30 protein-coding genes are annotated in these 24,660 nt (G+C 71.6%); 17 read left to right on the top strand and 13 right to left on the bottom strand.

All coding sequences use genetic code 11. The features are described 5' to 3' along the window. The first annotated feature begins 14 nt into the window (after positions 1 to 14). Positions 15 to 950, top strand: a complete 936-nt coding sequence (locus MTP10_RS00435; RefSeq protein WP_310706901.1) for a TetR/AcrR family transcriptional regulator C-terminal domain-containing protein — start codon at positions 15 to 17, stop codon at positions 948 to 950. Positions 951 to 965: 15 nt separating this feature from the next. Here MTP10_RS00435 and MTP10_RS00430 read toward each other — a convergent pair whose 3' ends face one another. Beyond that, entirely contained in the window at positions 966 to 1,727 is a 762-nt protein-coding gene (locus MTP10_RS00430; RefSeq protein ID WP_310706900.1) for an alanyl-tRNA editing protein, read from the bottom strand. Positions 1,728 to 2,005: 278 nt separating this feature from the next. Between MTP10_RS00430 and MTP10_RS00425 the strand changes: the two genes are divergently transcribed. Continuing rightward, positions 2,006 to 2,551, top strand: coding sequence for an SGNH/GDSL hydrolase family protein (locus tag MTP10_RS00425; protein ID WP_310706899.1), 546 nt, complete (start codon positions 2,006 to 2,008; stop codon positions 2,549 to 2,551). Between the two features lie 25 nt (positions 2,552 to 2,576). Here the strand turns inward: MTP10_RS00425 and MTP10_RS00420 are convergent, their stop codons facing one another. The 7 genes from MTP10_RS00420 to MTP10_RS00390 form a co-directional block, all read right to left on the bottom strand. Next, a complete protein-coding gene (locus MTP10_RS00420; RefSeq protein ID WP_310706898.1) occupies positions 2,577 to 2,945 on the bottom strand; it encodes a DUF2516 family protein in 369 nt (122 codons plus the stop codon). A gap of 159 nt (positions 2,946 to 3,104) precedes the next feature. After that, a complete protein-coding gene (locus tag MTP10_RS00415) occupies positions 3,105 to 3,524 on the bottom strand; it encodes a hypothetical protein (RefSeq protein WP_310706897.1) in 420 nt (139 codons plus the stop codon). 3 nt (positions 3,525 to 3,527) lie between these two features. Further along, complete coding sequence (locus tag MTP10_RS00410; protein ID WP_310706896.1) at positions 3,528 to 4,022, bottom strand: helix-turn-helix transcriptional regulator; 495 nt, start codon at positions 4,020 to 4,022, stop codon at positions 3,528 to 3,530. 60 nt (positions 4,023 to 4,082) lie between these two features. After that, positions 4,083 to 4,988 carry a M56 family metallopeptidase gene (locus MTP10_RS00405; protein WP_310706895.1) on the bottom strand — a complete coding sequence of 302 codons (906 nt, stop codon included), beginning with the start codon at positions 4,986 to 4,988 and terminating at the stop codon, positions 4,083 to 4,085. Continuing rightward, positions 4,985 to 5,341 (bottom strand): BlaI/MecI/CopY family transcriptional regulator, encoded by a 357-nt coding sequence (locus tag MTP10_RS00400; protein WP_310706894.1) that lies wholly within the window; start codon positions 5,339 to 5,341, stop codon positions 4,985 to 4,987. The genes MTP10_RS00405 and MTP10_RS00400 overlap by 4 nt, the downstream gene beginning before the upstream one ends. Before the next feature lie 110 nt (positions 5,342 to 5,451). Continuing rightward, complete coding sequence (locus MTP10_RS00395) at positions 5,452 to 6,276, bottom strand: class I SAM-dependent methyltransferase (protein ID WP_310706893.1); 825 nt, start codon at positions 6,274 to 6,276, stop codon at positions 5,452 to 5,454. Beyond that, positions 6,269 to 7,012: an SDR family NAD(P)-dependent oxidoreductase gene (locus MTP10_RS00390; protein WP_310706892.1), complete on the bottom strand. Its 744-nt coding sequence runs from the start codon at positions 7,010 to 7,012 to the stop codon at positions 6,269 to 6,271. Before MTP10_RS00390 ends, MTP10_RS00395 begins: the two co-directional genes overlap by 8 nt. A 103-nt stretch (positions 7,013 to 7,115) precedes the next feature. On the opposite strand from MTP10_RS00390, the gene mshA reads away from it, so the two are divergent. The 3 genes from mshA to MTP10_RS00375 are packed head-to-tail and all read left to right on the top strand — an operon-like array spanning position 7,116 to position 9,675. Then, the gene (gene mshA, locus MTP10_RS00385) at positions 7,116 to 8,393 is read left to right on the top strand and encodes a D-inositol-3-phosphate glycosyltransferase (RefSeq protein WP_397334405.1); all 1,278 of its coding nucleotides are present in this window, start codon (positions 7,116 to 7,118) and stop codon (positions 8,391 to 8,393) included. Between the two features lie 10 nt (positions 8,394 to 8,403). Next, on the top strand, positions 8,404 to 8,892 hold the full coding sequence (locus MTP10_RS00380) for a YbjN domain-containing protein (RefSeq protein ID WP_310706891.1): 489 nt from the start codon (positions 8,404 to 8,406) through the stop codon (positions 8,890 to 8,892). A 39-nt stretch (positions 8,893 to 8,931) separates the two neighbouring features. Continuing rightward, the gene (locus tag MTP10_RS00375; RefSeq protein WP_310706890.1) at positions 8,932 to 9,675 is read left to right on the top strand and encodes a phosphoglyceromutase; all 744 of its coding nucleotides are present in this window, start codon (positions 8,932 to 8,934) and stop codon (positions 9,673 to 9,675) included. A gap of 97 nt (positions 9,676 to 9,772) precedes the next feature. On the opposite strand, the gene phoU is transcribed toward MTP10_RS00375, so the two are convergent. After that, entirely contained in the window at positions 9,773 to 10,417 is a 645-nt protein-coding gene (gene phoU, locus MTP10_RS00370; protein WP_310706889.1) for a phosphate signaling complex protein PhoU, read from the bottom strand. A gap of 132 nt (positions 10,418 to 10,549) precedes the next feature. Here phoU and MTP10_RS00365 point away from each other — a divergent pair, with 132 nt between their 5' ends. Next, complete coding sequence (locus tag MTP10_RS00365) at positions 10,550 to 11,719, top strand: ATP-binding protein (RefSeq protein ID WP_310707513.1); 1,170 nt, start codon at positions 10,550 to 10,552, stop codon at positions 11,717 to 11,719. Next, positions 11,716 to 12,408, top strand: a complete 693-nt coding sequence (locus tag MTP10_RS00360) for a response regulator transcription factor (protein WP_310706888.1) — start codon at positions 11,716 to 11,718, stop codon at positions 12,406 to 12,408. Before MTP10_RS00365 ends, MTP10_RS00360 begins: the two co-directional genes overlap by 4 nt. Positions 12,409 to 12,627: 219 nt before the next feature. On the opposite strand, the gene MTP10_RS00355 is transcribed toward MTP10_RS00360, so the two are convergent. Then, positions 12,628 to 13,209, bottom strand: coding sequence for a copper chaperone PCu(A)C (locus MTP10_RS00355; protein WP_310706887.1), 582 nt, complete (start codon positions 13,207 to 13,209; stop codon positions 12,628 to 12,630). Positions 13,210 to 13,448: 239 nt separating this feature from the next. Here MTP10_RS00355 and MTP10_RS00350 point away from each other — a divergent pair, with 239 nt between their 5' ends. From MTP10_RS00350 to MTP10_RS00335, 4 genes are all read left to right on the top strand, one after another. Further along, entirely contained in the window at positions 13,449 to 13,931 is a 483-nt protein-coding gene (locus MTP10_RS00350; RefSeq protein WP_043624891.1) for a CarD family transcriptional regulator, read from the top strand. Positions 13,932 to 13,948: 17 nt separating this feature from the next. Continuing rightward, the gene (gene ispF, locus MTP10_RS00345; protein ID WP_310706886.1) at positions 13,949 to 14,428 is read left to right on the top strand and encodes a 2-C-methyl-D-erythritol 2,4-cyclodiphosphate synthase; all 480 of its coding nucleotides are present in this window, start codon (positions 13,949 to 13,951) and stop codon (positions 14,426 to 14,428) included. A gap of 174 nt (positions 14,429 to 14,602) precedes the next feature. Beyond that, positions 14,603 to 14,890, top strand: coding sequence for a GlsB/YeaQ/YmgE family stress response membrane protein (locus tag MTP10_RS00340; protein WP_310706885.1), 288 nt, complete (start codon positions 14,603 to 14,605; stop codon positions 14,888 to 14,890). 99 nt (positions 14,891 to 14,989) lie between these two features. Further along, positions 14,990 to 15,268, top strand: coding sequence for a GlsB/YeaQ/YmgE family stress response membrane protein (locus MTP10_RS00335; RefSeq protein WP_310706884.1), 279 nt, complete (start codon positions 14,990 to 14,992; stop codon positions 15,266 to 15,268). Positions 15,269 to 15,398: 130 nt separating this feature from the next. On the opposite strand, the gene MTP10_RS00330 is transcribed toward MTP10_RS00335, so the two are convergent. Further along, positions 15,399 to 16,832 (bottom strand): DUF2637 domain-containing protein, encoded by a 1,434-nt coding sequence (locus tag MTP10_RS00330; protein WP_310706883.1) that lies wholly within the window; start codon positions 16,830 to 16,832, stop codon positions 15,399 to 15,401. 53 nt (positions 16,833 to 16,885) lie between these two features. Here MTP10_RS00330 and MTP10_RS00325 point away from each other — a divergent pair, with 53 nt between their 5' ends. Beyond that, a complete protein-coding gene (locus MTP10_RS00325) occupies positions 16,886 to 17,272 on the top strand; it encodes a PPOX class F420-dependent oxidoreductase (RefSeq protein WP_310706882.1) in 387 nt (128 codons plus the stop codon). 43 nt (positions 17,273 to 17,315) lie between these two features. Beyond that, a complete protein-coding gene (gene cysS, locus MTP10_RS00320; protein WP_310706881.1) occupies positions 17,316 to 18,707 on the top strand; it encodes a cysteine--tRNA ligase in 1,392 nt (463 codons plus the stop codon). Between the two features lie 31 nt (positions 18,708 to 18,738). On the opposite strand, the gene MTP10_RS00315 is transcribed toward cysS, so the two are convergent. Next, on the bottom strand, positions 18,739 to 19,551 hold the full coding sequence (locus tag MTP10_RS00315) for a hemerythrin domain-containing protein (protein ID WP_310706880.1): 813 nt from the start codon (positions 19,549 to 19,551) through the stop codon (positions 18,739 to 18,741). A gap of 893 nt (positions 19,552 to 20,444) precedes the next feature. Next, positions 20,445 to 20,879 carry an organic hydroperoxide resistance protein gene (locus tag MTP10_RS00310; protein WP_310706879.1) on the bottom strand — a complete coding sequence of 145 codons (435 nt, stop codon included), beginning with the start codon at positions 20,877 to 20,879 and terminating at the stop codon, positions 20,445 to 20,447. 130 nt (positions 20,880 to 21,009) lie between these two features. On the opposite strand from MTP10_RS00310, the gene MTP10_RS00305 reads away from it, so the two are divergent. The 4 genes from MTP10_RS00305 (at position 21,010) to rlmB (ending at position 24,643) form a co-directional block, all read left to right on the top strand. Then, positions 21,010 to 22,146 (top strand): TIGR03619 family F420-dependent LLM class oxidoreductase, encoded by a 1,137-nt coding sequence (locus MTP10_RS00305; protein ID WP_310706878.1) that lies wholly within the window; start codon positions 21,010 to 21,012, stop codon positions 22,144 to 22,146. Further along, the gene (locus MTP10_RS00300) at positions 22,143 to 22,820 is read left to right on the top strand and encodes an alpha/beta hydrolase (protein WP_310706877.1); all 678 of its coding nucleotides are present in this window, start codon (positions 22,143 to 22,145) and stop codon (positions 22,818 to 22,820) included. The genes MTP10_RS00305 and MTP10_RS00300 overlap by 4 nt, the downstream gene beginning before the upstream one ends. 16 nt (positions 22,821 to 22,836) lie before the next feature. Beyond that, entirely contained in the window at positions 22,837 to 23,520 is a 684-nt protein-coding gene (locus MTP10_RS00295; protein ID WP_310706876.1) for a winged helix-turn-helix transcriptional regulator, read from the top strand. A gap of 157 nt (positions 23,521 to 23,677) precedes the next feature. Beyond that, entirely contained in the window at positions 23,678 to 24,643 is a 966-nt protein-coding gene (rlmB, locus tag MTP10_RS00290) for a 23S rRNA (guanosine(2251)-2'-O)-methyltransferase RlmB (protein WP_310706875.1), read from the top strand. Positions 24,644 to 24,660: the final 17 nt, after the last annotated feature.

Below are 24,660 nucleotides of genomic sequence, written 5' to 3'. Positions count from 1 at the left end.
GACCTGGAGGTTCGATGCCGGCTCCGCCGTACCTGCGGATCGTCGAGGACGTGAAGGCCCGCGTGGCCCGCGGTGAGCTCAAGGAGGGCGACCGCGTGCCCTCCACCCGGCGGCTCGCCCAGGACTGGGGCGTCGCGCTCGCCACGGCCGCCAAGGCGCTCACCGCGCTCGCCCAGGAAGGCGTGGTCAGGGCGGAGCCGCGCGTCGGCACGCTGGTGACCTCGTGGCGGCCGGGAGCCGCCCAGCGGGCCCCGATGCCGTCCGCCCGGCGGTCCGGTGGAGGGGAGCACGAGCTGACGCGCGAGCGCGTCGTCGGCGTGGCCGTCGAGATGGCCGACGCCGAGGGGCTGGCCGCCGTCTCCATGCGCGGCGTCGCCGGGCGGCTCGGCGTGTCCACCATGTCGCTCTACCGCCACGTGCGGAGCAAGGACGACCTCGTCGGGCTGATGACCGACGCGGTGATCGCGGAGTTCCCGCTGCCCGACGAGCCGCCGCCCGGCTGGCGGGCGCGGCTGGAGGTGTCCGCGCGCCTGCAGTGGGCCGCCTGCCGCCGGCACCCGTGGCTGGCGTGGGTCACCTCGCTCACCCGGCCGCGGCCCTCCGCAGGGCTGCTCCGGCACACCGAGTGGGCGCTGGCCGCCCTCGACGGCCGCGGCCTCGACCCGGTCACGATGATGCAGGTGCACATCCTGCTCTACAGCTACGTCCAGGGCATCGCGGCCAACCTGGAGCTGGAGCAGCAGGCGCAGGCCACCACCGGCCTGACCGACGACGAGTGGATGGACCAGCACGCCGCCTACCCGGCGCTCACCGCGCTGGGCGGCTATCCCACGTTCACCCGGGTGGTCGAGGACATGGGCGGCGACTTCGAGCTGGACCTCGACCGGCTCTTCGAGTTCGGGCTGCGCCCGCTGCTCGACGGCCTGGCGCGGGTCGTCGAAGGGCGGTGAGGCGGCGGGAGGAGGTCAGTCGCAGATCTCGACGCGGACGCGGCGGAAGCCGCGGCCCTTGCTCTCGATCTTGGCCACCCGCAACCTGCCGATCTGCCGGGTGGAGGCCACGTGGGTGCCGCCGTCGGCCTGCGTGTCCAGCCCGACGATGTCCACGATCCGGACGTCGCTCACCGACTCCGGCACCAGGTTGGTCGCGGTGCGGATGATGTCGGGGATGGCGAACGCCTCCTCCCGGGGCAGGACCCGCACGTCGATGCGCCGGTCGGCCTGGATCTCGGCGTTGCACGCGGCCTCCACCGCGTCGCGGAACCCCGGCGGCACCTCCGGCATGTTGAAGTCCATGCGGGCCACGCCGACCGTGCCGCGCTCGGGCACGATCGCGGGCTCCATGTTGCCGCCCGTCACCAGCGAGCCGTAGTCGCGGAAGACCACCCCGCACAGCACGTGCAGCCCCGAATGGGTGCGCATGAGAGCGGAGCGGCGCTCGTCGGCCACGGCCGCCAGGACGGTCGTGCCCGCCGGCGGGATCGGGTCGCCCTCGGCGGGGACGAGCTGGAGGTCGTCGCCCTTGCGCACGCCGGCGATCCGCGTCTCCACGCCCTGCCAGAGCAGAACTCCGTGATCGGCGGGCTGGCCGCCCCCGCCCGGATAGAATGCCGACCGGTCCAAGACGATTCCGTCGGGCGTCGCTTCGAGGACGACCGCCTCGAAGTCGCGAAGGCTCTGGTCGGACAGTTCCAGCCTTCGCGTGCGTCCATGGAGGTCGATGGTCATGGCGGCAGCCTAGAGCTCCTGAGGTGGCGATGCGCGACCGGGTGCGTTCCCCCCTGACCGCATCGGCCGCGCTGCTCCTGGCGATATGTCCAGTGATATCGGGATGCGCGAGTTCCGCGGAGTCGCAGGGCGCCACCAGCTCGCTCAGGGCGTCGTCAGGCGCCTCGTCCACGCGCCGCGCGGACGCTTCCACCCCCGCGCCCCCGTCCCGCCGCGAGGACGCTTCCGCCCCCGCACCAGCGCCCCCGCCCCGCCGTGAGCCCGGCGCGGTGCCGGTGATGATGGTCGTGGGCGACAGCTTCACGGTCGGCTCCGGCCCGGTGCCGCAGTGGCGGGCCTACGCGTGCCAGGCCGCCCGCCTGCTCGGCTGGCAGCCGGTCGTCGCCGGCGCGGGCGGGACCGGCTTCCTCAACCGGGGGCGCGCCGGGCGCACGTTCCAGCAGTCGTACGAGGACGAGCTGTCCTGGCGCCCGGCCCCCGACGTGCTCGTCGTCTCCGGCGGTCACAACGACCAGCGCTGGACCACCGGGCAGCTCGGCCGGGCGGCCACCACGCTCGTGCGCGACGCCCGCGAGCACTGGCCCGCCACGAGGATCGTCGTCGTCGGCCCCATCTGGCTGGGGAAGGTCCCGCTCAAGGCCCTGCGGGTGCGCGACACCCTGGCCGTGGTCGCCCGGGAGGAGGGCGTGGAGTTCCTCGACCCGTTGCGGAGCCGGTGGGCCGGCGGCGACCCGTCGGGCGTGGTGCTGCCCGACGGCGTCCACCCGACGCGGGCCGGACACCTCATGCTGGCCCGCTGGCTGGCCAGCGCGCTGCGCAGCTAGCCGTGCCGAGGCGGACGGCCCGGGGTCACCAGGGTCCGTAGGGGCCGTTGTTGCCGCCGCGGCCCATGCCCTTGACGGCCGGCTTCACGTCCACGATGTAGACCACGGCGGCGATCACCGCGATGATCGAGAAGAAGCTGACCGCGCCGAGCCCGATGAACTGCAGCCCGCCGACGAGCAGGAACGCGTTGAGGAACGACCACGCGCCCGCCAGCGAGAACAGCGTCGCCAGCGCGAGGATGATCAGCCAGATGTTCTTCTTCAGCTTGCCCGCGGCGACGAACGCGGCCGGCGGCACCCGCAGCGCGTGCAGCAGCCCGTAGGCCGACATGCCGAGGATGGCGACGGCGAGCAGCAGGAAGAGGAAGTTCAGGCCGCCGTTGACGATGTCCATGTGTGCGCTCCGCCTCACGCTCGCGATGAATCGGGCCCCAGCCTAATAGCCGGGGCGGCCCGCCGAGCACCCGCGCGACGGCCATCGCCCCCGAACGGGGCGCCACGGCATGCGAGAGGCCCGCCCCCCGTGACGGGGACGGGCCTCAGGCGGCAGGCGTCAGGACTTGGCCTTGGGGGTGGTGCGGGTCTTGCGGGCCGGGGTGACCGGGGTGGCGACGGGCGGCTCGGCGGCCTCCGACACCTCCTCCAGCTCCAGCGCGGCCTCGCCGCTCACCTTGCTGACGGCCTTGCGGCCCCGGGAGGCGAAGTCCTCGTAGGCCACGGTGGCGCGCTGGGTGAGCTGGTCGGCGTAGCCGCGGGCCTTCTCCGGCAGCTCCTTGGCGAAGCCCTCCGCCTTGTCGGCGTAGGTGCGGGCCAGCTCGGGCAGGTCCTTGCCGAGCTCGGGCCGGCGCGCCTGCAGCTTCTGGAGCTGCTCGGGGAGCTCGCGCAGCTTCTCGACGGCGTAGTCGCCGACGCCCGCGACGGCGTAGAACGGCTTGGACTCGGTGAGCTTCTTGACCTCGGTGGCGAGCGTCATGGGTTAACCTTCCTTGGTTTCCTGGTTGACGGTGCCGTTGTCGGTGGATGCCGCGTAGGGCTCAAGAGCGGCGAGAAGCTCCTCCGGCAGCGGCTGCTCGTCGTCCGTGACGGAGCCGCTCCGGGGATGAGCTTTCTGGGAGGTCTGCTCATCTCCGGCGCGCTTCTCCTTGCGGAACGACTCATAGATATCAATCAGCACCTGGCGTTGCCGCTCGGTGAGATGCGTGTCGGCCCTGATGGCGGTGACGACGTCGCTCGGGGTCTCACGGTCCTCGATGAGGCCGGCCTGCACGTAGAGCGCCTGGGCGGAGATGTGCAGGCCCTTGGCGATCTGGTTGAGGATCTCCGCGCTCGGCTTGCGCAGGCCGCGCTCGATCTGGCTGAGGTAGGGGTTGGAGACCCCCGCCGCCGCGGCGAGCTGACGCATCGAGATCTTCGCCTGCGTCCTCTGCTCGCGGATGTACTCGCCGATCGAACCGACCTTCGGTAGTGCCATGCCTCTATTGTGCGTCACCCTGCTTGCAATTGCAAACGAAGTGGCTAACACCAGCAAGCACTAGAGCTGGTAGATCCACAGGAGCGGAGCGGACGTGACCAACGTCACGGACAGCGCGACGGCGCCGTAGCGGAGGCTCGCCGGCAGCTCCGGCACCGGCTTGAGCAGCCGGTCAACCCGGGCCATGAGGTTCTGGGCGCCGACGCCCAGCATGCCGCTCGGCGTCGGCATCGCCCCGGCCGTACCGAACCTGAGCAGCGCGGTCGCGAGCCGGCGCGGCGAGCAGTAGCGCCGGGCGCGGTCGTCGGCGGCCATCTCGATGAGCAGCTCCACCTGGGCCTGCGCGTCGCAGACGACCTTCGACCAGGGCAGCGCCCTGCGCAGCGCACCGAACGGCAGCAGCACCAGGTCGTGCCGCTCGCGCACGTGGGCCGCCTCGTGGGCGAGCACCGCGGCCATCTCGTCCTTCGACAGCAGGCTCAGCGCGCCCTGGCTGACGACCACCTGCGAGCGCAGGCCCGGCACGCAGTAGGCGGCGGCGCTGGGGTGGTCGAGCACGCGGACGCCGGGCAGCACCGGGTCGTCGTGGGAGATCAGGGCCAGCAGCGTGCGGTGCCGGCGGCGGGCCCGCAGCGCCTGCACGCCCGCGGTGAGCAGGACCGCGACCAGCACGGCCAGCGCGGTGAGGCCGGCGATCATCGCCACCACGTGCAGCGGGTCCCACGCCTCGCGCGGGGACCGGCCGGCGGCGAAGGAGACCAGCCCGTGCAGCACGCCCTCGCCGTACGGCTGGACGGCGAAGGCCAGCATCGAGCCGGTGGTGGCCATGCCCCAGGACACGCCCAGGGCCTGCCAGAGGAGGATCGCCGTCCTCGGGGCCCGCGAGGTCCAGCGGGCCGTGGTGAAACGCCAGGAGCCGAGCGCGCACGCCGTGGCGAGCGCTGCCAGCACCGCTGCCGTGGTCACTCGTCCTCCAGCTCCGTGAGGGCTCTTCGCAGGATCTCCGCCTCCGGGCCGGACACGGCCTGGGCGAAGCGGGCGAGGGCGGCCGAGCGGTCGCCCGTCATGTCGAGCGCTTCCAGCATAAGCTCCGCGACGTACGCGTCGCGGGTCGCCGCCGGTTCGTAGCGCCAAGCCCTGCCGTCACGGGTGCGCTGAAGGAACCCCTTGCGGGTGAGACGGTCGAGAACGGTCATGACCGTGGTGGGGGCGAGGTCGCGGTCGGCGATGAGCCGGCCCACCTCGCGGGCGGTCAGCGCCCCGCTCTGCGCCCAGAGGATGTCCATGATGCTGCGTTCCAGCTCGCCGAGACCCTTCACACTCTCCAGCGTAGTACTACGACCTGTCGAGCACGCATCCGATGTCGTGAGACCTCCGGCACACCGGTCGACGATCTCCTCACCCGCCGGCAAGGATCATGCGGAGGCGGTCAGCGGGGCCCCGTCACGGGCGCGACGGCCTGCCACGGCAGGGTGACCTCGCCCAGCCGCCACCGCGCCGCCCCGCCCAGCGGCGCACCGCGCGGGATGGGCCACGTCCGGCTCAGCATGCCCACCGCCGCCAGCCACCGCTGCCGCAGCCCGTGCACCCCGTACGGCGCGCAGACCGCCCAGGCGTGGTCGAAGTCGCGCAGGAAGGCATGGATGCGCTCACCCGGGACGTTGCGGTGGATGAGCGTCTTGGGCAGCCGGTCGGCCAGGTCGGAGGGCCGCTCGAAGGCGTCGAACCGGGCCGACAGCGTCAGCGTGCGCGGGCCCTCGGCGCTCAGCCCGGCCCAGACCGCGCGGTGGCCGACCTCGGACGAGGTGCCCTCCACCAGGATCCCGCCGGGGGCGAGCCGGCCGCGCAGCAGGTCCCAGTAGTGCCACGCCTCCGTCTCGTCGTACTGGCGCAGCACGTTGAAGGCGCGCACCAGGATCGGCGGGCGCGCCACGGGCAGCTCGAACCCGCCGAGCGCGAAGCTCAGCCCCGGCCGCTCGTACGGCTTGGCCAGCGCGACCCGCGCCGGGTCGATCTCGATGCCCGTGACCTCGACGTCGGGCCGCACCCGGCGCAGCCGCGTGAACAGCTCCAGCGTCGTCACGTGGGACGCGCCGTAGCCCAGGTCCACGACCAGGGGCCGCTCGGCGGCGCGGAGCAGGCCGCCGTGCGCCGCGGCGATCCACCGGTCGGCCCGCCGCAGCCGGTTCTGCCCGGTCGTGCCCCGGGTGATCGAGCCGACCGGCCTGCCCGCCGAGCCGGCCGGCCTAGCCACCGACGCGGTGGACCTTGTGCTGGGCGGCCTGCGCGCGGGGACGTATGACGATCCGGTCGATGTTGACGTGGGCGGGCCGGGTGACGCACCAGACGATCGCGTCGGCCACGTCGTCCGCGCCCAGCGGGTCGGGCACGCCCTGGTACACCCGGGAGGCGGCGGCCTCGTCGCCACGGAACCGGGTCACCGCGAACCCCTCGGTCCGCACCATGCCGGGAGCGATCTCCACCACCCGTACCGGCTGCCCGACCAGCTCCAGCCGGAGCGTGCCGGCCATGGACGACTGGGCGTGCTTGGCCGCGACGTACCCGCCGCCGCCCTCGTACGGCGTCAGCCCGGCGGTCGAGGTGAGCAGCACGAGCACGCCGTCACCCGACTCGACCAGCTTGGGCAGCAGCGCCTGGGTCACGCGCAGCGTGCCGAGCACGTTGGTGTCGTACATGCTCTGCCAGTCGTCGAGCCGCGCCTCGGCGACGCTCTCCATGCCGAGGGCGCCGCCGGCGTTGTTGACGAGCACGTCGCAGCGCTCCAGCGAGGCGGCCAGCTCGTCCACCGACTCCTGCGAGGTCACGTCGAGTGTGACGGGCCTGATGGAGGGCACCTCTTCGGACAGCCGCTCCAGCCGCTCGCGCCGCCGGGCGCCCGCCACGACGTCGTAGCCCTCCGCGGCCAGCCGCCGCGCCGTCGCCTCGCCGATGCCGCTGCTCGCACCGGTCACCACAGCCGTTCTCCTCATGGGCCACATCCTGCCAGCCCCCTTCACGACTCCCTGCTGTGACCACATGTCGGGAATGCCGGAAAGACCCGGATGGTTACTTGGCTTTTGGAGGTGATGTCGGGTGAGGCGACGGCCGGTCAACCGGGTCGCGACGATCAGCATGCACACGTCACCGCTGGAGCAGCCCGGCACGGGCGACGCCGGCGGCATGAACGTGTACATCGTCGAGTCCGCCAAGCGGCTCGCCCAGCTCGGCGTGGAGGTGGACATCTTCACCCGCGCCACCGCCGGCGACCTGCCACCTGTGGCCGAGCTCGCCCCGGGCGTCCTCGTCCGCCACCTCACCGCGGGCCCGTACGAGGAGCTCGACCGGGCCGACATGCCGGCCCAGCTCTGCGCGTTCCTGTCCGGCGTCCTGCGCACCGAGGCCATGTACGACCCGGGCCGCTACGACGTCATCCACTCCCACTACTGGCTGTCGGGCCAGGTCGGCTGGCTGGCCAAGGAGCGCTGGGGCGTGCCCCTCGTCCACACCATGCACACCATGGCCAAGGTCAAGAACCGCCTGCTGGCCCGCGGCGACAAGCCGGAGCCGCAGGCCCGCGTCGTCGGCGAGCAGCAGGTCGTGGACATCGCCGACCGCCTCGTCGCCAACACCGCGGACGAGGCCCACGAGCTCATCGAGCTGTACGGCGCCCCCGAGGACCGGGTCGCCGTCGTGAACCCCGGCGTCAACCTCACCGTCTTCCAGCCCGCCTCCAAGGGCGCCTCCCGCCACCGGCTCGGCCTGCCGCAGGACGCCCACATCCTGCTGTTCGTCGGCCGCATCCAGCCGCTGAAGGCCCCCGACGTGCTGCTGCGCGCCGCCTCCCGCATGCTCATCGAGGACCCGTCGCTGCGCGAGCGCCTCGTCGTCGCCTGCGTGGGCGGCCCCTCCGGCAACGGCCTGGCCAGGCCCTCGATCCTCACCGAGCTGGCCGCCGAGCTGGGCATCGCCGACGTGGTGCGGCTCGTGCCGCCCGCGCCGCAGCAGGAGCTGGCCGACTGGTACCGCGCCGCCGACGTCACGGTCGTGCCCTCCTACAGCGAGTCGTTCGGGCTGGTCGCGCTGGAGTCGCAGGCATGCGGCACGCCCGTCGCGGCGGCGGCCGTCGGCGGGCTGCGCACGGCCGTACGCGACGGGGTGTCCGGCGTCCTCGTGGACGGCCACGACTCCCACGAGTGGGCGCGCACCCTGCGCCGCTTCCTGACCTCGCCGCGCTGGCGCGAGGGCCTGTCGGCGGGCGCGCGCACGCACGCCGCCGCCTTCGGCTGGCAGGCCACCGGCTCCCGCCTCAGGGACGTCTACGCCGAAGCCGTCGGCCATCTCCACTCGGTGCCCCTGGCCGTCAACTCGTAGGGTGTACGGCATGCGCGATGTCGTCGAAGCCGCGCTCAAGGCCGCGGACGTCTCCTACGACGAGCCCCGGCCCGGAGCCTTCCTGGTGAAGCTGCCCGGCCAGCACAAGCTGGCCACCATGACCTGGCTGATCGTCGGCGAGCAGGCGCTGCACGTCGAGGCGTTCTTCTGCCGCCAGCCCGACGAGAACCACGCCGAGTTCTACAAGTGGCTCCTCGGCCGCAACGGCGGCATGTACGGCGTGCACTTCTCCGTCGACCCCGTGGGCGACGTCTACCTCGTGGGCCGGGTGCCGCTCACGGCCGTCAGCGAGGAGGAGGTGGACCGCGTCCTCGGCTGCGTGCTGACCTACTCCGACGACTGGTTCGACCGGGCGCTGGAGCTGGGCTTCGCCTCGTCGATCCGGCGCGAGTGGGAGTGGCGGGCCAGGCGGGGGGAGTCGCTGGCCAACCTCCAGGCGTTCGCCCGATTCGCCGACCCGGACCGAGTGCGGACCTGACCCGGTGGGGTTCTGTCGGGGGCCCCTAGGATTGGCGGCATGGCGACTTTGGTGCTGCTGCGGCACGGCGAGAGCGACTGGAACGCTAAGGGCCTGTTCACCGGCTGGGTGGACGTCAGCCTGTCGGCCAAGGGCGAGGACGAGGCCCGCCGGGGCGGCAGGCTGCTGGTGGAGGCCGGGCTGCGGCCCGACGTGGTCCACACCAGCCTGCTGACCAGGGCCATCCAGACGGCCCAGTTCGCGCTCGGCGAGGCCGACCTCCTCTGGCTGCCGGTGCGCCGCTCCTGGCGGCTCAACGAGCGCCACTACGGCGCCCTGCAGGGCAAGAACAAGGCGCAGACGCGCGAGGAGTTCGGCGAGGAGCAGTTCATGCTGTGGCGCCGCTCCTACGACGTGCCGCCGCCCCCGATCGCCGACGGCGACGAGTACTCCCAGGCCGGCGACCCCCGCTACGCGCTGCTGCCGCCGGAGCTCATGCCCCGCACGGAGTGCCTGAAGGACGTCGTGGACCGGATGCTGCCGTACTGGTACGACGCGATCGTCCCCGACCTGGCGGCCGGCCGCACGGTGCTCGTGGCCGCGCACGGCAACTCCCTGCGCGCGCTGGTCAAGCACCTCGACGGCATCGGCGACGAGGAGATCGCCGGCCTCAACATCCCCACCGGCATCCCGCTGCGCTACGAGCTGGACGAGTCGTTCCGGCCGCTGCGCCGGGGCGGCGAGTACCTCGACCCCGACGCGGCCGCGGCGGCCATCACGGCCGTCGCCAACCAGGGCCGCTGACACCGGCTCACCGTAGAAAACCAGGGCCGCTGAGACCGGCTCACCGCAGAAAAAAGGTGCCGGCCCGCTCGGCGGGCCGGCACTCCAGCGGATGGGCTCAGGCCGGACGCGAGCCCGTCACCAGGTAGACCACGGCCCCCGCGACGCGCACCGCGTGGTCGGCGTACCTCTCGTAGTAACGGCCGATGAGCGTGATGTCGATCGCCGGCTCCACGCCGTGCGCCCAGTCCTTGGCCAGGATCGTCCGGAACAACCTGCGGTGCAGCCTGTCCATGGCGTCGTCGTCCTGGTCCAGCTCCAGCGCCGCGTCGACGTCGCGGGAGGCGATGCAGCTCCCGGCCTTGGTGACCAGGCTCTCGGCGATCTGCCCCATCTCCACGATCGTGGAGCGCGCCTCGGCCGGGATGGCCGACTCGGGGTGGCGCAGCCGCGCCACCTTGGCCACATGAACCGCCAGGTCGCCCATGCGCTCCAGGTCGGTGCCCATGCGCAGCGCGGTGATGACCATCCGGAGGTCCACCGCGACCGGTTGCTGGCGGGCCATCAGCTCGAAGATCGACGCCTCGACGTCCTCGAAGATGGCGTTCACCTCCTGGTCGCGGGAGATGACGCTCTCCGCGAGCTGGAGGTCGGAGTCCAGCAGGGCGGTCGTGGCCCGGGAGATGGCCGAGCGGACAAGCCTGGTCATCTCGACGAGCTTGTCAGTCAGGGAGTCAAGTTCCTCATGGTACGCGTCGCGCATGCCGTCACCGTATGTGCGCGTTGATGAACGAACCCCTACCGTCAGATGAACTTTCCGGGAAAGCGGTGTTCATGCCCAGGTGGAAGGTCTGTCGCCGGAAGTCGGCCGCCTACCATCGAAGGCATGAGTGAGATGGCCATGAGCTTCGCGGCCCTGGCGGGCTTCGTCGTGGGGGCCTTCGCGATCTTGTTCTATCGCAACCAGATCGAGGCGCCGCGTCGAGCCGCCGAGCCTGAGGCGCCCGACCCGGGCGCGCTGCCGCAGGGCGTGGCGTCGGTGCTGGCCGTCCTGCCCTCCTCGGCCGTCGTCCTCGACGCGCACGACCGGGTGCTGCGCGCCAGCTCCGCCGCGCGCGCGTTCGGGCTGGTCAAGGGCGACAGGCTGATGGCCGCCGAGCTGCTCGCCCTGGCCCGGCAGGTACGCAGGGACGGTGAGATCCGGGAGACCGAGATCGACGTGGCCGGCCACAAGTTCGGCCAGGAGACCACCAGCTTCGCGGTCCGTGTGGCGCCTCTCGGCTCCTACGGCCAGGTGCTGGTGCTCGCCGAGGACCAGACCGAGCGGCGCCGGGTCGAGGCCGTGCGCCGCGACTTCGTCGCCAACGTCAGCCACGAGCTCAAGACCCCCGTGGGGGCTCTGAGCCTGCTCGCCGAGACCGTCCAGGACGCCGCCGACGACCCGGTGGCGGTCACCCGGTTCGCCGGCCGCATGCAGCACGAGGCGGCCCGGCTCACCTACCTCGTCCAGGACCTCATCACGCTGAGCCGCATCCAGGGCGCCGAGCCCATCCCCACCCCCGGCCAGGTGGTCGTCGACGAGGCCGTGCACGACGCCATCGACCACTGCAACACCCGCGCCAGCGCCAAGGACATCACCCTCGTCACCGGCGGCGCCGAGGGGCTGCGCGCCTGGGGCGACGACGAGCTGCTCGTCACCGCCCTGCGCAACCTCATCGACAACGCCATCGCCTACAGCCCCGAGCACACCCGCGTGGTCGTCAGCGTCAGACCGGCCGGCGACTCGGTCGAGATCAGCGTCAGCGACCAGGGCATCGGCATCCCCGAGGAGTCGCTGGAGCGCATCTTCGAGCGCTTCTTCCGCGTCGACGCGGCCAGGTCGCGCGCGACCGGCGGCACCGGCCTCGGCCTGGCGATCGTCAAGCACGTCGCCGCGGCGCACGCCGGCGAGGTCTCGGTCTGGAGCAAGGAAGGCTCCGGCTCCACGTTCACGCTGCGGCTGCCCGCCTTCGGCGGCACGGCAGTGCCCGTACCAACCGCTAACCCCCTGGAGGCGGCCCGATGACCCGAGTACTGGTGGTGGAGGACGAGGAGTCCTTCTCCGACGCGCTGTCCTACATGCTGCGCAAGGAGGGGTTCGAGGTCTCCATCGCGGCGACCGGCCCCGAGGCGCTCGAGACGTTCGACCGCAACGGCGCCGACCTGGTGCTGCTGGACCTCATGCTGCCCGGCCTGCCCGGCACCGAGGTGTGCCGCTCGCTGCGGCAGCGCTCCAAGGTGCCGGTCATCATGCTGACGGCCAAGGACAGCGAGATCGACAAGGTCGTGGGCCTGGAGCTGGGCGCCGACGACTACGTCACCAAGCCGTTCTCCTCGCGGGAGCTCGTGGCGCGCATCCGCGCCGTCCTGCGTCGGCAGGGCGACCCCGTGGAGGAGCTGGAGACCGCGGTCCTCGCGGTCGGCCCGGTCCGCATGGACGTCGACCGGCACGTCGTCGCGGTGCGGGGCGAGCAGGTGCAGCTTCCGCTGAAGGAGTTCGAGCTGCTGGAGGTGCTGCTGCGCAACGCCGGCCGCGTGCTGACGCGCGGACAGCTCATCGACCGGGTCTGGGGCGCCGACTACGTGGGCGACACCAAGACCCTGGACGTGCACGTCAAGCGGCTGCGCGCGAAGATCGAGGCGGACCCGTCCAACCCGCGCTGCATCCTGACGGTGCGGGGGCTCGGCTACAAGTTCGACGCCACCGACTCCTGAGCGGCCCCCGGCTCCTGGGCAGCCCCCGGCTTCTGGACGGCCCCGGCTCCTGAGCGGGCGCGGGCCGCCTCAGGCCACGGCGACACGCCCGGCGGCGCGCCCGCAGTCCGCGCCCGTCACCCGCGTCCGTCATCCGGCGCATGGAAAACCCCGGCCCGCCTCGCGGCGGACCGGGGTCTCTCGTTGTGGAGCGTCGGTGCGGACCGGGACCGCGGACGGTCAGTGGGCGGCTTCGCTCTCCGTGGCGGAGGGCGTCGGCGTGGGCGTCGGGGCCGCCGTGGCGCCGGGGGCCGGCGGGTAGTCCTTGAACTCGCGGCTGCGCGTGACCACAGGCACGTTCAGGGACACGAGGCCGGCGTTGGCGAAAGTGAGGTCCAGCTTGACGGTCTCGCCGCCCCTGAGGCTCTTGGAGAGGCCCTCCAGGATGAGCTGCGGCGTCGGCTTGCCGGTGTTGACGAGCTGGTTGCTGGGGAGCTGGATCGGCGTGGCCACCTTCACGTTGCCGAGCGGCCCCGCGGAGACCGCCGTGAGGGTGTCGGGCGCGCCGGCGGTGTTGATGATGTTGAGGTAGATCGGGGCGGAGCCGCGCCACGCGAGCTGGGCCCCCGAGTCGGGCCCGAGGACGAACGCCTGGGGGATCTGGATGCCACGCGAGCCGTACTTGCCCTGCTCGATGAGGACGCCTGCCTCGTTGGGTGCGTACGGTTTGGCGGTGTTGGCGCCGAATCCAGCCGAGCAGCCGGCAAGAACGGGAGCTGCCAGGAGCGCGGCGGTGGCGACAATCCAGCGACGGCTGGTCACGGGCGGGTTCTCCTTGTATCGCGCATGCATGATGGTGCAGCGCCTACCATATCGATCGATTCCATGGTCATTCCCGCGCCCCCGCAGGTCATTAGCCGTGCGGGCATATGCGATTCATACAGTTGACGGGTTGTCAACCCCTAATATGCGGCTTTGACCTGCAGTTATGGTGATTTCACTGTTCCGGGAGGCTGTGAACGCGTGGTACCCTGGAGTACAGCGGAAGGGGTACTTGTCACATGACTTTCCAGGTCGGCGACACTGTCGTCTACCCCCACCATGGGGCTGCTCGGATCGAGGCAATCACCAAGCGATCCATCAAGGGTGAGGAAAAGACCTACCTGGTGCTCAAGGTCGACAAGGGCGACCTTACCGTCCAGGTGCCAGCCGAAAACGCCGAACTCGTCGGCGTGCGTGATGTTGTAGGCCAGGAAGGCCTCGAGCGGGTTTTCGACGTCCTCCGGATGCCGCACACGGAGGAGCCGACCAACTGGTCCCGTCGCTACAAGGCCAATCTCGAGAAGCTCGCGTCGGGGGACGTGAACAAGGTCGCCGAGGTGGTCCGCGACCTGTGGCGGAGGGACCGCGAGCGCGGCCTGTCCGCCGGTGAGAAGCGCATGCTCGCCAAGGCGCGCCAGATCCTGGTGAGCGAGCTCGCGCTCGCCGAGAAGACCAACGAGGACAAGGCTGAGGCCCTGCTCGACGAGGTCCTCAACTCCTGAGCACGAGCATCCCCCGGGTGGGCGTCGGAGTCGACGTCCACCCGTTCGCATCCGGGCGCGAGCTGCACCTCGCCGGCCTGCACTGGCCGGGTCAGACGGGCCTCGCGGGCCACTCCGACGGCGACGCCGCCGCGCACGCGGCCTGCGACGCGCTGCTGTCCGCCGCCGGGCTCGGCGACCTGGGCGGCCTGTTCGGCACCGCCGACCCCCGTTGGGCGGGCGCCTCGGGCACCGTCCTGCTGGAGGAGACCGCCCGTCAGGTGCGCGCCGCCGGGTTCGAGATCGGCAACGTCGCGCTCCAGGTCATCGGCAACCGGCCCAAGCTCGCGCCACGCCGCGCCGAGGCGGAGAAGACGCTGTCGGCCGCCATCGGCGCGCCCGTGAGCGTCAGCGCCACCACCACCGACGGGCTAGGCCTCACCGGCCGGGGCGAGGGCGTCGCCGCCATCGCCACCGCGCTCGTCGTCAACCTCTCCACCTCTGAAGGCGTCTTCTGACGGGTCGCCGACTGAGCGGCGCCCCCGGCGGGCGCCGCCCCCACGCCCGCCGCGCCGACCGAGGCGACGGTCCGTCACTGGCGCGGTACGGACCGTCGCCTCTCGGCGGGGGTAGCGCTGGATTATGCCGGGTACGTCCCCTTATGGCATGTGAACGTCTCGGGGGGAGTACACATGATCGGCGCCATCGTCTCTGCCGTCGTCATCGGTGCCATCATCGGCGCGTTGGCGAGACTCATCGTTCCCGGCAAGCAGAACATGAGCATCGGGCTGACGCTCATCGTCGGCATCGTGGCCGCTCTGCTCGGCACGCTCATCGCCCAACTCGCCGGCTGGGCCGACACCAAAGGCATCGACTGGATCGAGCACATCCTTCAGTTGGTGCTCGCCATCGCCGGGGTGCTGCTGGTGTCGCGGATGAGCACCGGGAGAACACACGGACCGGGTTCTACCGGGGTCTGACCAGGGCCAACGTAATTTCTACGCATAATCGTGCGGGCCTGGGTACTGATCTCACCGTGAGAGAGTGAACGGCTCACCCTCATGGGGAGGTTTCGTATCATGACAATCCAGTCCATCCTTGGCGCGATCGTCATCGGCGCCGTCGTCGGCGCCGTCGGCCGTCTGCTGCTTCCGGGCAGGCAGGCCATCGGGTGGATCCTCACCGTCGTCGTCGGCATCGTGGCCGCCCTGCTGGGCACCCTCATCGCGCAGGTTCTGGGCGTTGAGACCACTCCGGGCATCGACTGGATCGAGCTCGTGATGCAGGTCGTCCTGGCGATCGTGGGTGTCGGTCTCGTGGCGGGACTGCGCCGCGGCAGCGGTTCGCGGAGCATCTAGGACCACGACCCCATGCCTCTGAGTGAGGCGCGGCACACGGTATATGCGGAAAGACCCGCTCGGTTCGCCGAGCGGGTCTCCGTGTTGCCTGGGGGCCTCGCGTTGCCCCGTGAGAGGGCCTGTGAGCCTCTCACGGGCTCTGCGGGGCCTCTTTCGTGTCGGAGTCCTCCGGTGGGAGCGGCGTGCTGCGCATGCGGCCCGCAGGGGCGTCGTACGCCGCGGCGGGCTCCTCGTGGACGACGGGATGGGGGGCGGTGTCCACCATGGACTCGTCACGCTCCCCGGAGATCCCGCGCCGGGCGTCGGGGTCGCCGTGGGAGGCGTTCTGGAGATCCTGTGGGTCGTGAGCGTCACCCGGATCGGCCTCCGGAGCGTTGTTCGGCACGGCGTTCCGAGCGGCGGCCCGGGAGGCATGCTGAGGTGCGGCCGTCTCGGGCGCGGCGGTGGAGCGGGAGCGGGCGGGGGCGCTGTCGTCGGAGAACACCTGGACGGGCTGGGTGTCGGCGTCCTTGCCCGCCGGGGTGCGGGGATGGACGAGCACGTCGGTGGGCCTCACCCGATCCCCCCAGCGCACCGGACGCCGCGGGGCCTCCTCCAGAGGCGCGGCCTCCTCGGGCGCGGCCTCCTCCGGAGGTGCCTCCTGCTGTGGTGTGTCCTCCTCCTGGGAGACGGCGTGGGCCACGGCCTCCTCCCGGGGCGCGAGGTCCTGCGGAGGCACGGACTCCTCACGAGACACCGCCTGTTCCCCGGTCGCCGTGTCCTCGCGGGGCGCGGCTTCCCTGCTGGGGACCGCGGACTCCCGGGGGGCGACCGCCTCGTGCGGCGACTCCGCGGCCTCGTGCGGCGACTCCGCCGCCTCCTCCTCGGCGCGCTCGGAACGGCCGGCATCGCCGGGACGGTCCGAGGCCGCCGGGTCGGGAGTCGGCCAGCTCGTGACGCGCTCCGAGATCGGCGGTGTCTCGGGCGCAGGGGTCGGGCCGACGACCGGCGTCGGCTCCAGCACCTGCTGCACCGGCTCGGTCAGCGGCGGCGTCTCGGAGAGGGGCGGCGGCGTGTCGGCCGCGCGGCCCCGGGGGAAGGGGACGAGATCCGTGTCACCACCCTGCTCCCCGTCGTCGGCCCGGTCGCCGTCACGCGCGGAGTGGCGACCCTGGACGTGCTTGATCAGCAGCAGCCACAGCCACAGCGCCACCGCGAGCATCACCCACGGCGCCACGGCCACGCCGACGGCGGCCTGCCGTGCGTCCGGCTCCAGCCGCAGCGCGGTCGCGACGTTGGTCGCGGCGGCGGCCACCAGCAGCACGACCAGGACGATCGCCGTCTGGATCCGCACGAGCAGCCGCGCCGAGCGCAGCAGCAGCAGGCTGATCAGCGCGACCGCGAGCACCGCGTCGAACGCCGCGGGATAGAGGTAGGCGAGGTCGGCCCGCGCCTCGCCGCGCAGGGCCAGCGAGCGCAGGTCGTCGAAGGAGAGCGCGCACGCGGCGCCGGTCAGCGCGGCGACCGCGACACCGGCCAGGGCGATGCCGAGGCGGCGGAGCGTAGAGGGGGGAGTCACGTCCATGGCGCTGTCGAGCCTACAGAAGAATGGCGTTCACGACTGATCGAGGAGAGACCATGGCCGAGCTTTCGGATGGCGTGCGCGAGTTGTTCGACGGACCGAACTACGCGACGGTGACCAGCCTCAACGCGGACGGATCACCGCAGAACACTGTGGTCTGGGTGCGTACGGACGGGAACGACGTGCTGTTCTCGACCGCCGCGGGACGTGTGAAGCCCCGCAACTTCGAGCGCGACCCGCGCACCAGCCTGCTCGTGATCGACCCCGCGAACCCCTTCAGGTACGCGGAGGTGCGCGGCCGGGTGACCCTGGAGGACGACCCTGAAGGCAAGCTGATCCAGGAGCTCTCGCACAAGTACTCCGGACAGCCGTGGGAGGACCAGCCGGGGGTTCGGCGCCTGATCGTCAGGGTCACTCCCGAACGCGTCATCCTGCGGGGGTGATTTATTCGGCATGTGAGCGTGCCTGAGGCGTTAGCCTTTCACCGTGAGCCTGCACTTGTACGACACCAGCACACGCGCCGTTCGAGAATTCGTTCCTGAGGAACCCGGCCGGGCGTCGATTTACCTGTGTGGTGCAACCGTGCAGGCTCCGCCGCATATCGGGCATATCCGCTCAGGCGTGAATTTCGACGTGCTGCGCCGCTGGCTGCTGCGCTCCGGGTACGAGGTGACGTTCTGCCGCAACGTCACCGACATCGATGACAAGATCATCAGGGTGTCGGCCGCGGAGGGCGTGCCCTGGTTCGTGGTGGCCGAGCGCAACCAGCGGGCGTTCACCTGGGCGTACGACACGCTCGGCTGCCTGCCCCCGACCGTCGAGCCGCGCGCGACCGGCCACGTGCCCGAGATGATCACGCTCATGGAGCGGCTGATCGAGCGCGGCCACGCCTACGCCTCCGGCGGCGACGTCTACTTCGACGTGGTCTCGTACGCCGACGAGTACGGCAAGCTCTCCAACCAGAAGCTGGAGAACATGCGGCCGGCCGCCGACACCGACGATGAGACGTGCAAGCACGACCCCCGCGACTTCGCCCTGTGGAAGGGCGCGAAGCCCGGCGAGCCCACGTGGCCGACGCCGTGGGGGCCCGGCCGTCCCGGCTGGCACCTGGAGTGCTCGGCGATGGCGACCAAGTATCTGGGGCCGACGTTCGACATCCACGGCGGCGGCCTCGACCTGACCTTCCCGCATCACGAGAACGAGATCGCCCAGTCCCAGGCGGCGGGCGACGGGTTCGCGCGCTACTGGATGCACAACGGCCTGGTCAAGATCGGCGCCGAGAAGATGAGCAAGTCGCTCGGCAACTCGCTGTTGATCCCGGAGATGGTGCAGAAGGTACGGCCGGTGGAGCTGCGCTACTACCTGGCGGCGCCGCACTACCGTTCCTCGATCGAGTACTCGGAGGAGGCGCTGCAGGAGGCGGCGGCCGCCTACCAGCGCATCGAGGGGTTCGTGACGCGGGCGGCCGAGGTCATCCACGACGTGGACGCCGACGCGCCGCTGCCGCAGGCGTTCGTGGACGCGCTCAACGACGACCTGGGCACGCCGCAGGCGCTCGCCGTCGTCCACGAGGTGGTGCGCGAGGGCAACGTGGCGCTGTCGCGCGGCGACAAGGAGGCCGTGGCCCGGCTGCTCGCCGAGACGCAGAACATGCTCGACGTCCTCGGTCTCGACCCGCGCTCGCCCCAGTGGCGCGAGGCCGGTTCCGACCTCAAGCCGGTGGTGGACGCGCTGGTGGCGGTGGCGCTGGAGCAGCGTACGGCGGCACGGGCGCGCAAGGACTACGCGGCGGCGGACGCCATCAGGGACGGGCTGGCGGCGGCGGGCATCACGGTCGAGGACACCCCGCACGGCGCCCGCTGGGAACTGACCCGCTGACCGACCCCTTCGACGGCTATGTCGTGCCGGATCACCTGGCGATGGGCCCGAACACCCGTCGCTCCAGCCGTACGTACGCGCGCGCGGACAGCACCCGCAGGAGCCGCCTGCCGATCCCGGCCTCCCGCAGGAGCCGGTGTCGTTCCTCCCGGGTCGCCAGCCTGGCGGCCCAGGGCAGCACCAAGGGGACGCGGTCGAAGGAGATGGTCCTGCACATCTGCCGCTCGGCCACCGCGAAGTCCTCCACGGAGACGTACCGTGCGATCAGGGGCAGCACGTCGTGGTCCAGATGGTCGATGTGCTGGTCCACCCGGTCCCTGACCGCCCGCAGCAGAGCGGCGAGCAGAGCCGCCCCCGACTCGGGATCGACGGTGAACTGGTCGGCCGCCGCCCGCAGCCCCGCCAGAATCGGCGTGAGCAGCTCACGGTTCTCCCGGTACGGCCGCATGTCGATGGCGGCTCCGGCGGACTCGGCGATGAGCGGCCACAGGAACTGCGCCGCGCAGTAGTGGTGCCGGTCCATCTCGTCGCACACCAGCGTGACGTAGTCCCGCACGGCCTCGGCCCGCCGCCGGGACATCAACGCCGGGTCCGGACGCCTCCCAGGGAGCCGGTACGACCTGCCTCCCGGGCCTTCCGACCTACGACCGGGCTCCGACGTACCCCAGGACGTCTCCCCGGCGTCGGCCACCGCTGTGGAGACGGGCGGAACAGCTGACGCGTCGACGGTGTCCGCCAGGCCGCCGATCAGCTCGGCAAGCCTGTGCAGGTCGTCACGCAGGGACCGATGCATGAGCCGCACGACGGTGTAGTCCGCCTCATTCTCCCGCTTCGGCCCCTGCACGACCCCCACCTTGCAGCCCTCGGACACGCCTGCATGCACGCCCGCCGCCGACCGACGAGCGGGATCCACCCAGCCGCCCCGCGACCGCGCGCTCACGCGGGCATCGCAGGTGCAACCCTGCTGTTCGACCGTGATCGGCAAGCCCTCATGCGTGCGGCGTGTGGCGTGTCCGGAGCCGTTCCTGTGCTTGTACGTCATGGGTGTCCTTCCCGTTCGTCTCGTCTGCCGACTCCTCCTGCTCGGAGTGGGATGAGTGAAGATTTCGCAATATCTGGCGGGTTCCCCGCCGTTGGCGCGTGGTGATGCGCGTACGTGGGACTGACGCGATTCGATTCCGCGGCGTTAGCTGCGCTTCCAGCCCAATCTCCGCATTGAGCTGCCGCCGGCATTACTCGTCAGCGGCGTCCTGGCTTGGCCTTGAGCTTGTGGGCGCCAACGGAGCCACCGGTCACGGCTTGCCGCGGAGCTGTGGCACTTTTTCAGTCAGTGACGGCGGCCTTGACCGGAAGCCGAGCAGTTGTCAGCCCGGCAGTTGTCAGCTCTCCCGCTGACCCACATCCGCATACCCGCGGCGCCTGACGGTGCCGCGCACGTACTGCGCCGTTCCCGCCATTCCCACCCATCTGTTCCGAGTAGCGAGCCCGCAGACATGACGTGAAGGGAGTGGCTCAGAAGGAGGAGCCGGGCGGTCCTGATGACGCCCGACCTGACGTGGCTTCTTTCTAAAACGGTCCGTGACCTGCAGTTTGTTCCCACTGGCCCCGACCTCGACACCGACCCCGACCCCGGCACCGGCACCGGCCCGCACCGCAAGCGGGCACCGTCCCCACAGCCCGGGTAAGGGTCCCCACAGCCCGGGCAAGGACGGAAGCGCGCCCCGCGCCCGGAACCCCTTACACGGCGATCCCGTTGGCGCTCAGTGCCACGTCGATGTTCCCCCGCGTCGCGCTCGAGTACGGGCACACCAGGTGCGCCGTCCTGACGAGCTCGGCTGCCTTCGCCGGGTCCGTCACGGACGGCAGCGTGACCGCCAGCTCCACGCCGAGCCGGAACGTGCCGTCGGCGTTCGGGATGAGCATCACCGACGAGTCCACCGCGACGTCGCCTGTCTCGACCCGCTCGCGCCGTCCGAGCATGCTCACGACGGTTGAGAAGCAGGCCGCGTACCCGACCGCGAACAGCTGCTCAGGATTGGTCCCGTCGCCGTCCCCGCCCAGCTCCTTGGGCTGGCGAAGCATCACGTCCAGCATCCCGTCGCTGGTCCTGCCGTGCCCGTTGGCGCGCCCGCCGGTGACGCCGGCCTTGGTGGTGTAGAGCGGCTCAACCATGTCAGTCCTCCGGTCCGAAGTCTTCCTATACCTGATCGTGAACCGTACACTTCAAAATCAGGAAGTCAATCGTTTACGATCAAGTCGTCTCCGGATCTGAGCCGCCCCACATGAGAGCGAGGGGAAACGCATGGACGAAGCAGCACCCGAGAAGGACCCCGGTGCCGAGTTACGGATCGGCTACCTGCTGCCGACCCGTGACTGGGTCGTCATGGGCGATCGCGACCTCCCATCCCTGATCGGTCAGGCGCGGCTCGCGGAGGATCGCGGGTTCGACTCCGTCTGGGCGGGTGACAGCCCGGTGACACGTCCACGTTCCGATCCGCTGCTGGTGCTGGCCGCCGCGGCGGCCCTCACCGAACGCGTCATGCTCGGCACGGCGGTCCTGCTGCCCGCCTTGCGGCATCCGATCCTGCTGGCCCACCAGTTGGCCACGCTGGACCGCATGTCCGGGGGGCGACTGGTGGCGGGCATGGGCGCCGGTTTCCCGCACCCGAAGACGGAGGCCCAGTTCGAGGCGGTCGGCGTCGGGTTCAGAGGCCGGGTCAGCCGCATGGAGGAGTCGATCGCCGCGATGCGCCGCCTGTGGAGTGAGGAGGAGGTGTCGTTCCAGGGAACGCACTTCGCCTTCCACGACGTACGCCTCGCTCCGAAACCCGCACAACGCGGAGGTCCGCCGATCTGGCTCGCCGGAGGCGGTTCTGATGCGACCCTGCGCCGTGTGGCCGGGCTGGCGGACGGCTGGCTCCCGTACCCACCCGACCATCAGACGTACGCCGACGAATGGACCTCCATCCTGCGCACCGCCGCCGCCCACGGCAGCGCGGAGGCCACCGACAACCCTGGCGGGACCTGTCGAGCCGGCACAGCCGCCCGCACCGACGGGACGAGCGGCGACTGCTCCCCGCGTCGCCGGACCGATGGCGGCCCCAAGTCCTCCCGCACCACCGCTGACGGGGGCGCTCGGAGTCCGGGCCCGACACCTGCCCTGTACGCCACGATCTGCCTGGACGACGACCCCGAGCGGGCCCGGTCCCGCCTCCGTACCAGCATCGAGCGCTACTACAACGCCCCCTTGGAGGTCGTCGAGGGGATCCAGGCCATGTTCGCCGGAACAGCGGCGGACGCCGCCGGGTGGCTCCGGGGATACGCGGCCGCAGGGGCGCGGCATGTGGTGATCCGGCTGGCCGTGGACGACCACCGCGCGGCGCTGGAGGAGTTCGCCGCCCAGACCCTGCCCCTGCTACGAAACGGAGCACATTCATGACCACGTTCGTCCTCGTCCCCGGCGCCTGGCACGGCCCCTCGGCATGGGACCGTGTCGTCCCCCTGCTCGAAAGGGCCGGCGCCCGGACCGTGACGCCCGACCTCGCCGCCACCCCCGAGACCGGTCTGCGCGACCACGTGGAGACCGTCGTCGCCGCGCTCGACGCCGTGGGCGAGCCGGTCGTGCTCGCCGGCCACAGCTACGCGGGCCTGGTCGTACGGCAGGCGGCCGACCGCAGGCCCGAACGCGTCGGGCACGTCGCCCTGATCGACGGCTGGGCCGGGCCGGACGGGGCGGGGATGTTCACCCTGGCGCCCGAGGCGTTCGTCAGCCGGATCAGGGCCGCCGCGGACGAGAACGGGCTGGTGCCCGCCCCGGCGCCGGGGGCGTTCGGCATCGACGACCCCGACGACGCTGAGTGGCTGCGGCCCCGCCTGCGCCCCCACCCGCTCCGGACGTTCACCGACACCACCACCCTCACCGGAGCCGTGGACCGGATCCCCGGCACCGCCCTCTACTGCCGGCCCCGAACCATGCCCTTCGACGAGCTGGCCGAGAAGGTGGGCTATCGGACGGTCCCCGTGGACGGGCCGCACAACGTGATGCTGGCACTTCCGGAAGCCGTGGCCCGCTTCCTCCTCGACATCTCTGAGGTTCAGAATCAAGAAGCGTGAAGACTACAGTGGAGAAGTGGACCAGCGGACGTACAACCAGTACTGCGCGACGGCGCGAACCCTCGACCTCGTAGGGGAGCGATGGACCCTGCTGCTCGTGCGCGAGCTGCTGACCGGGCCCAAGCGGTTCGGCGACCTGCAGAGCAGCCTCCGCGGCCTCGGCACCGGACTGCTCGCGGCACGTCTGAAGCACCTCGAACGCGAGGGCCTGGTCCGCAAGGTCGTGCTGCCGCCGCCCGCCCGCACTCCCGCGTACGCCCTGACACGGGCGGGCACGGAGCTGGGCCCGGCGGTCATGGCGCTGGCGCGGTGGGGGATGAAGTGGGCCATGGGGGAGCGCCGGGAGGACGAGGCGTTCCGGGCCGGCTGGGCAGTGCTGGGACTGCGGGCCTGCTTCGACGCGGAGGCGGCGGCAGGCGTGCGGGCGGTGTACGAGTTCCGGATCGCCGACGAGGTCTTCTACGCGCGGGTGGACGACGGGACGATCGAGACGATGTTGGGGGCGGCGCAGCAGCCGGACGCCGTGATCGAGATGGACGACGAGACGCTGGTGGAGCTGGCCGCGGGAGAGAGGACGCTCGCGGACGGGATCAAGGCCAGGGACATACGGGTGTCGGGCGACATGAAGGCGCTGGGCCGGCTGCACTCGCTGTTCCACCTCCCACGACCGGAATCGCGGGAAGCGGCGCACCAAGCTTGACGCTTGTGACGTGAGCCGCCGCCTTGCCGGGGCGCCGGCGGGCCCGGCTGCGACAGGTTCGGAGACAGGGGCGGAGCGGCCACGCGACCAGATCGGTACCCGGATCCCAGCCACTGACGGGCATGAGTGGGTGGCGCCCGCCAGTACCCTTGGAGGCATGGCAGCTGGTGGTAGGGCGTCGGGCAGGCCCGCGAAGAAGAAGGGCCCGTCCAAGGGCACCGGCGGGCAGGTCCGCCGGGGTCTTGAGGGCCGGGGCGCGACCCCGCCCGCCGAGATGCGCCACTGGTACAAGGACAAGGCGCGATCCGAGCGCGTCGCCCGCGAGGATCGGGGCGGTGGCGCCCGGCGTCCGGCGCAGGCGCGTCAGAGGCGTTCCGAGGACGCCCCCGAGTACATCGGCGGACGCAACCCCGTACTGGAGGCGCTGTCGGCCGGGGTGCCGGCCAACGCCCTGTACGTCGCGCAGCGCATCGACAACGACGACCGCGTCCGCGACTCCATCAAGATCGCGACCGAGCGTGGCATCGCCCTGCTGGAGTCCACCCGCGACAAGCTGGACCGTCTCACCGAGGGCGCCGTACACCAGGGGATCGCGCTGCAGATCCCGGCCTACGACTACGCGCACCCGTCGGAGCTCGTCGACCTGGCGCACGACGCGGCCGAGCCGCCGCTGATCGTCGCCCTCGACAGCGTCACGGACCCCCGCAACCTCGGCGCCATCGCCCGCTCGGCCACCGCCTTCGGCGCACACGGGCTCCTCGTCCCCTCGCGCCGCTCGGCGGGCGTCACCGGCGGCGCCTGGAAGACGTCCGCGGGCACGCTCGCCAACCTCCGCGTCGCCCGCTCCGCCAACCTCACCGCCGCGCTCCGCGAGTACCGCGACGCCGGCCTGTTCGTGATCGGCCTGGACGGCGAGGGCCGCACCGACATCGGCGACGTCGACCTGCTGACGGAGCCCCTCGTGATCGTCGTCGGCTCGGAGGGCAAGGGTTTGTCCCGCCTGGTGCGCGAGCACTGCGACGTGGTGGCCCGCATCCCGATGCACGCGGCGGCGGAGTCACTCAACGCGGGGGTGGCGGCCGGCGTGGCACTGTACGAAGTCGCTCGTCACAGGCGTCGCTAGGCCCTACACTGGTAGGC

This window comes from Nonomuraea sp. 3-1Str (genome assembly GCF_031570565.1).
Classification (GTDB): domain Bacteria; phylum Actinomycetota; class Actinomycetes; order Streptosporangiales; family Streptosporangiaceae; genus Nonomuraea.
The sequence above is the reverse complement of the archived record's forward strand: the minus strand, read 5'-3'. Positions and strand labels throughout refer to the sequence as shown.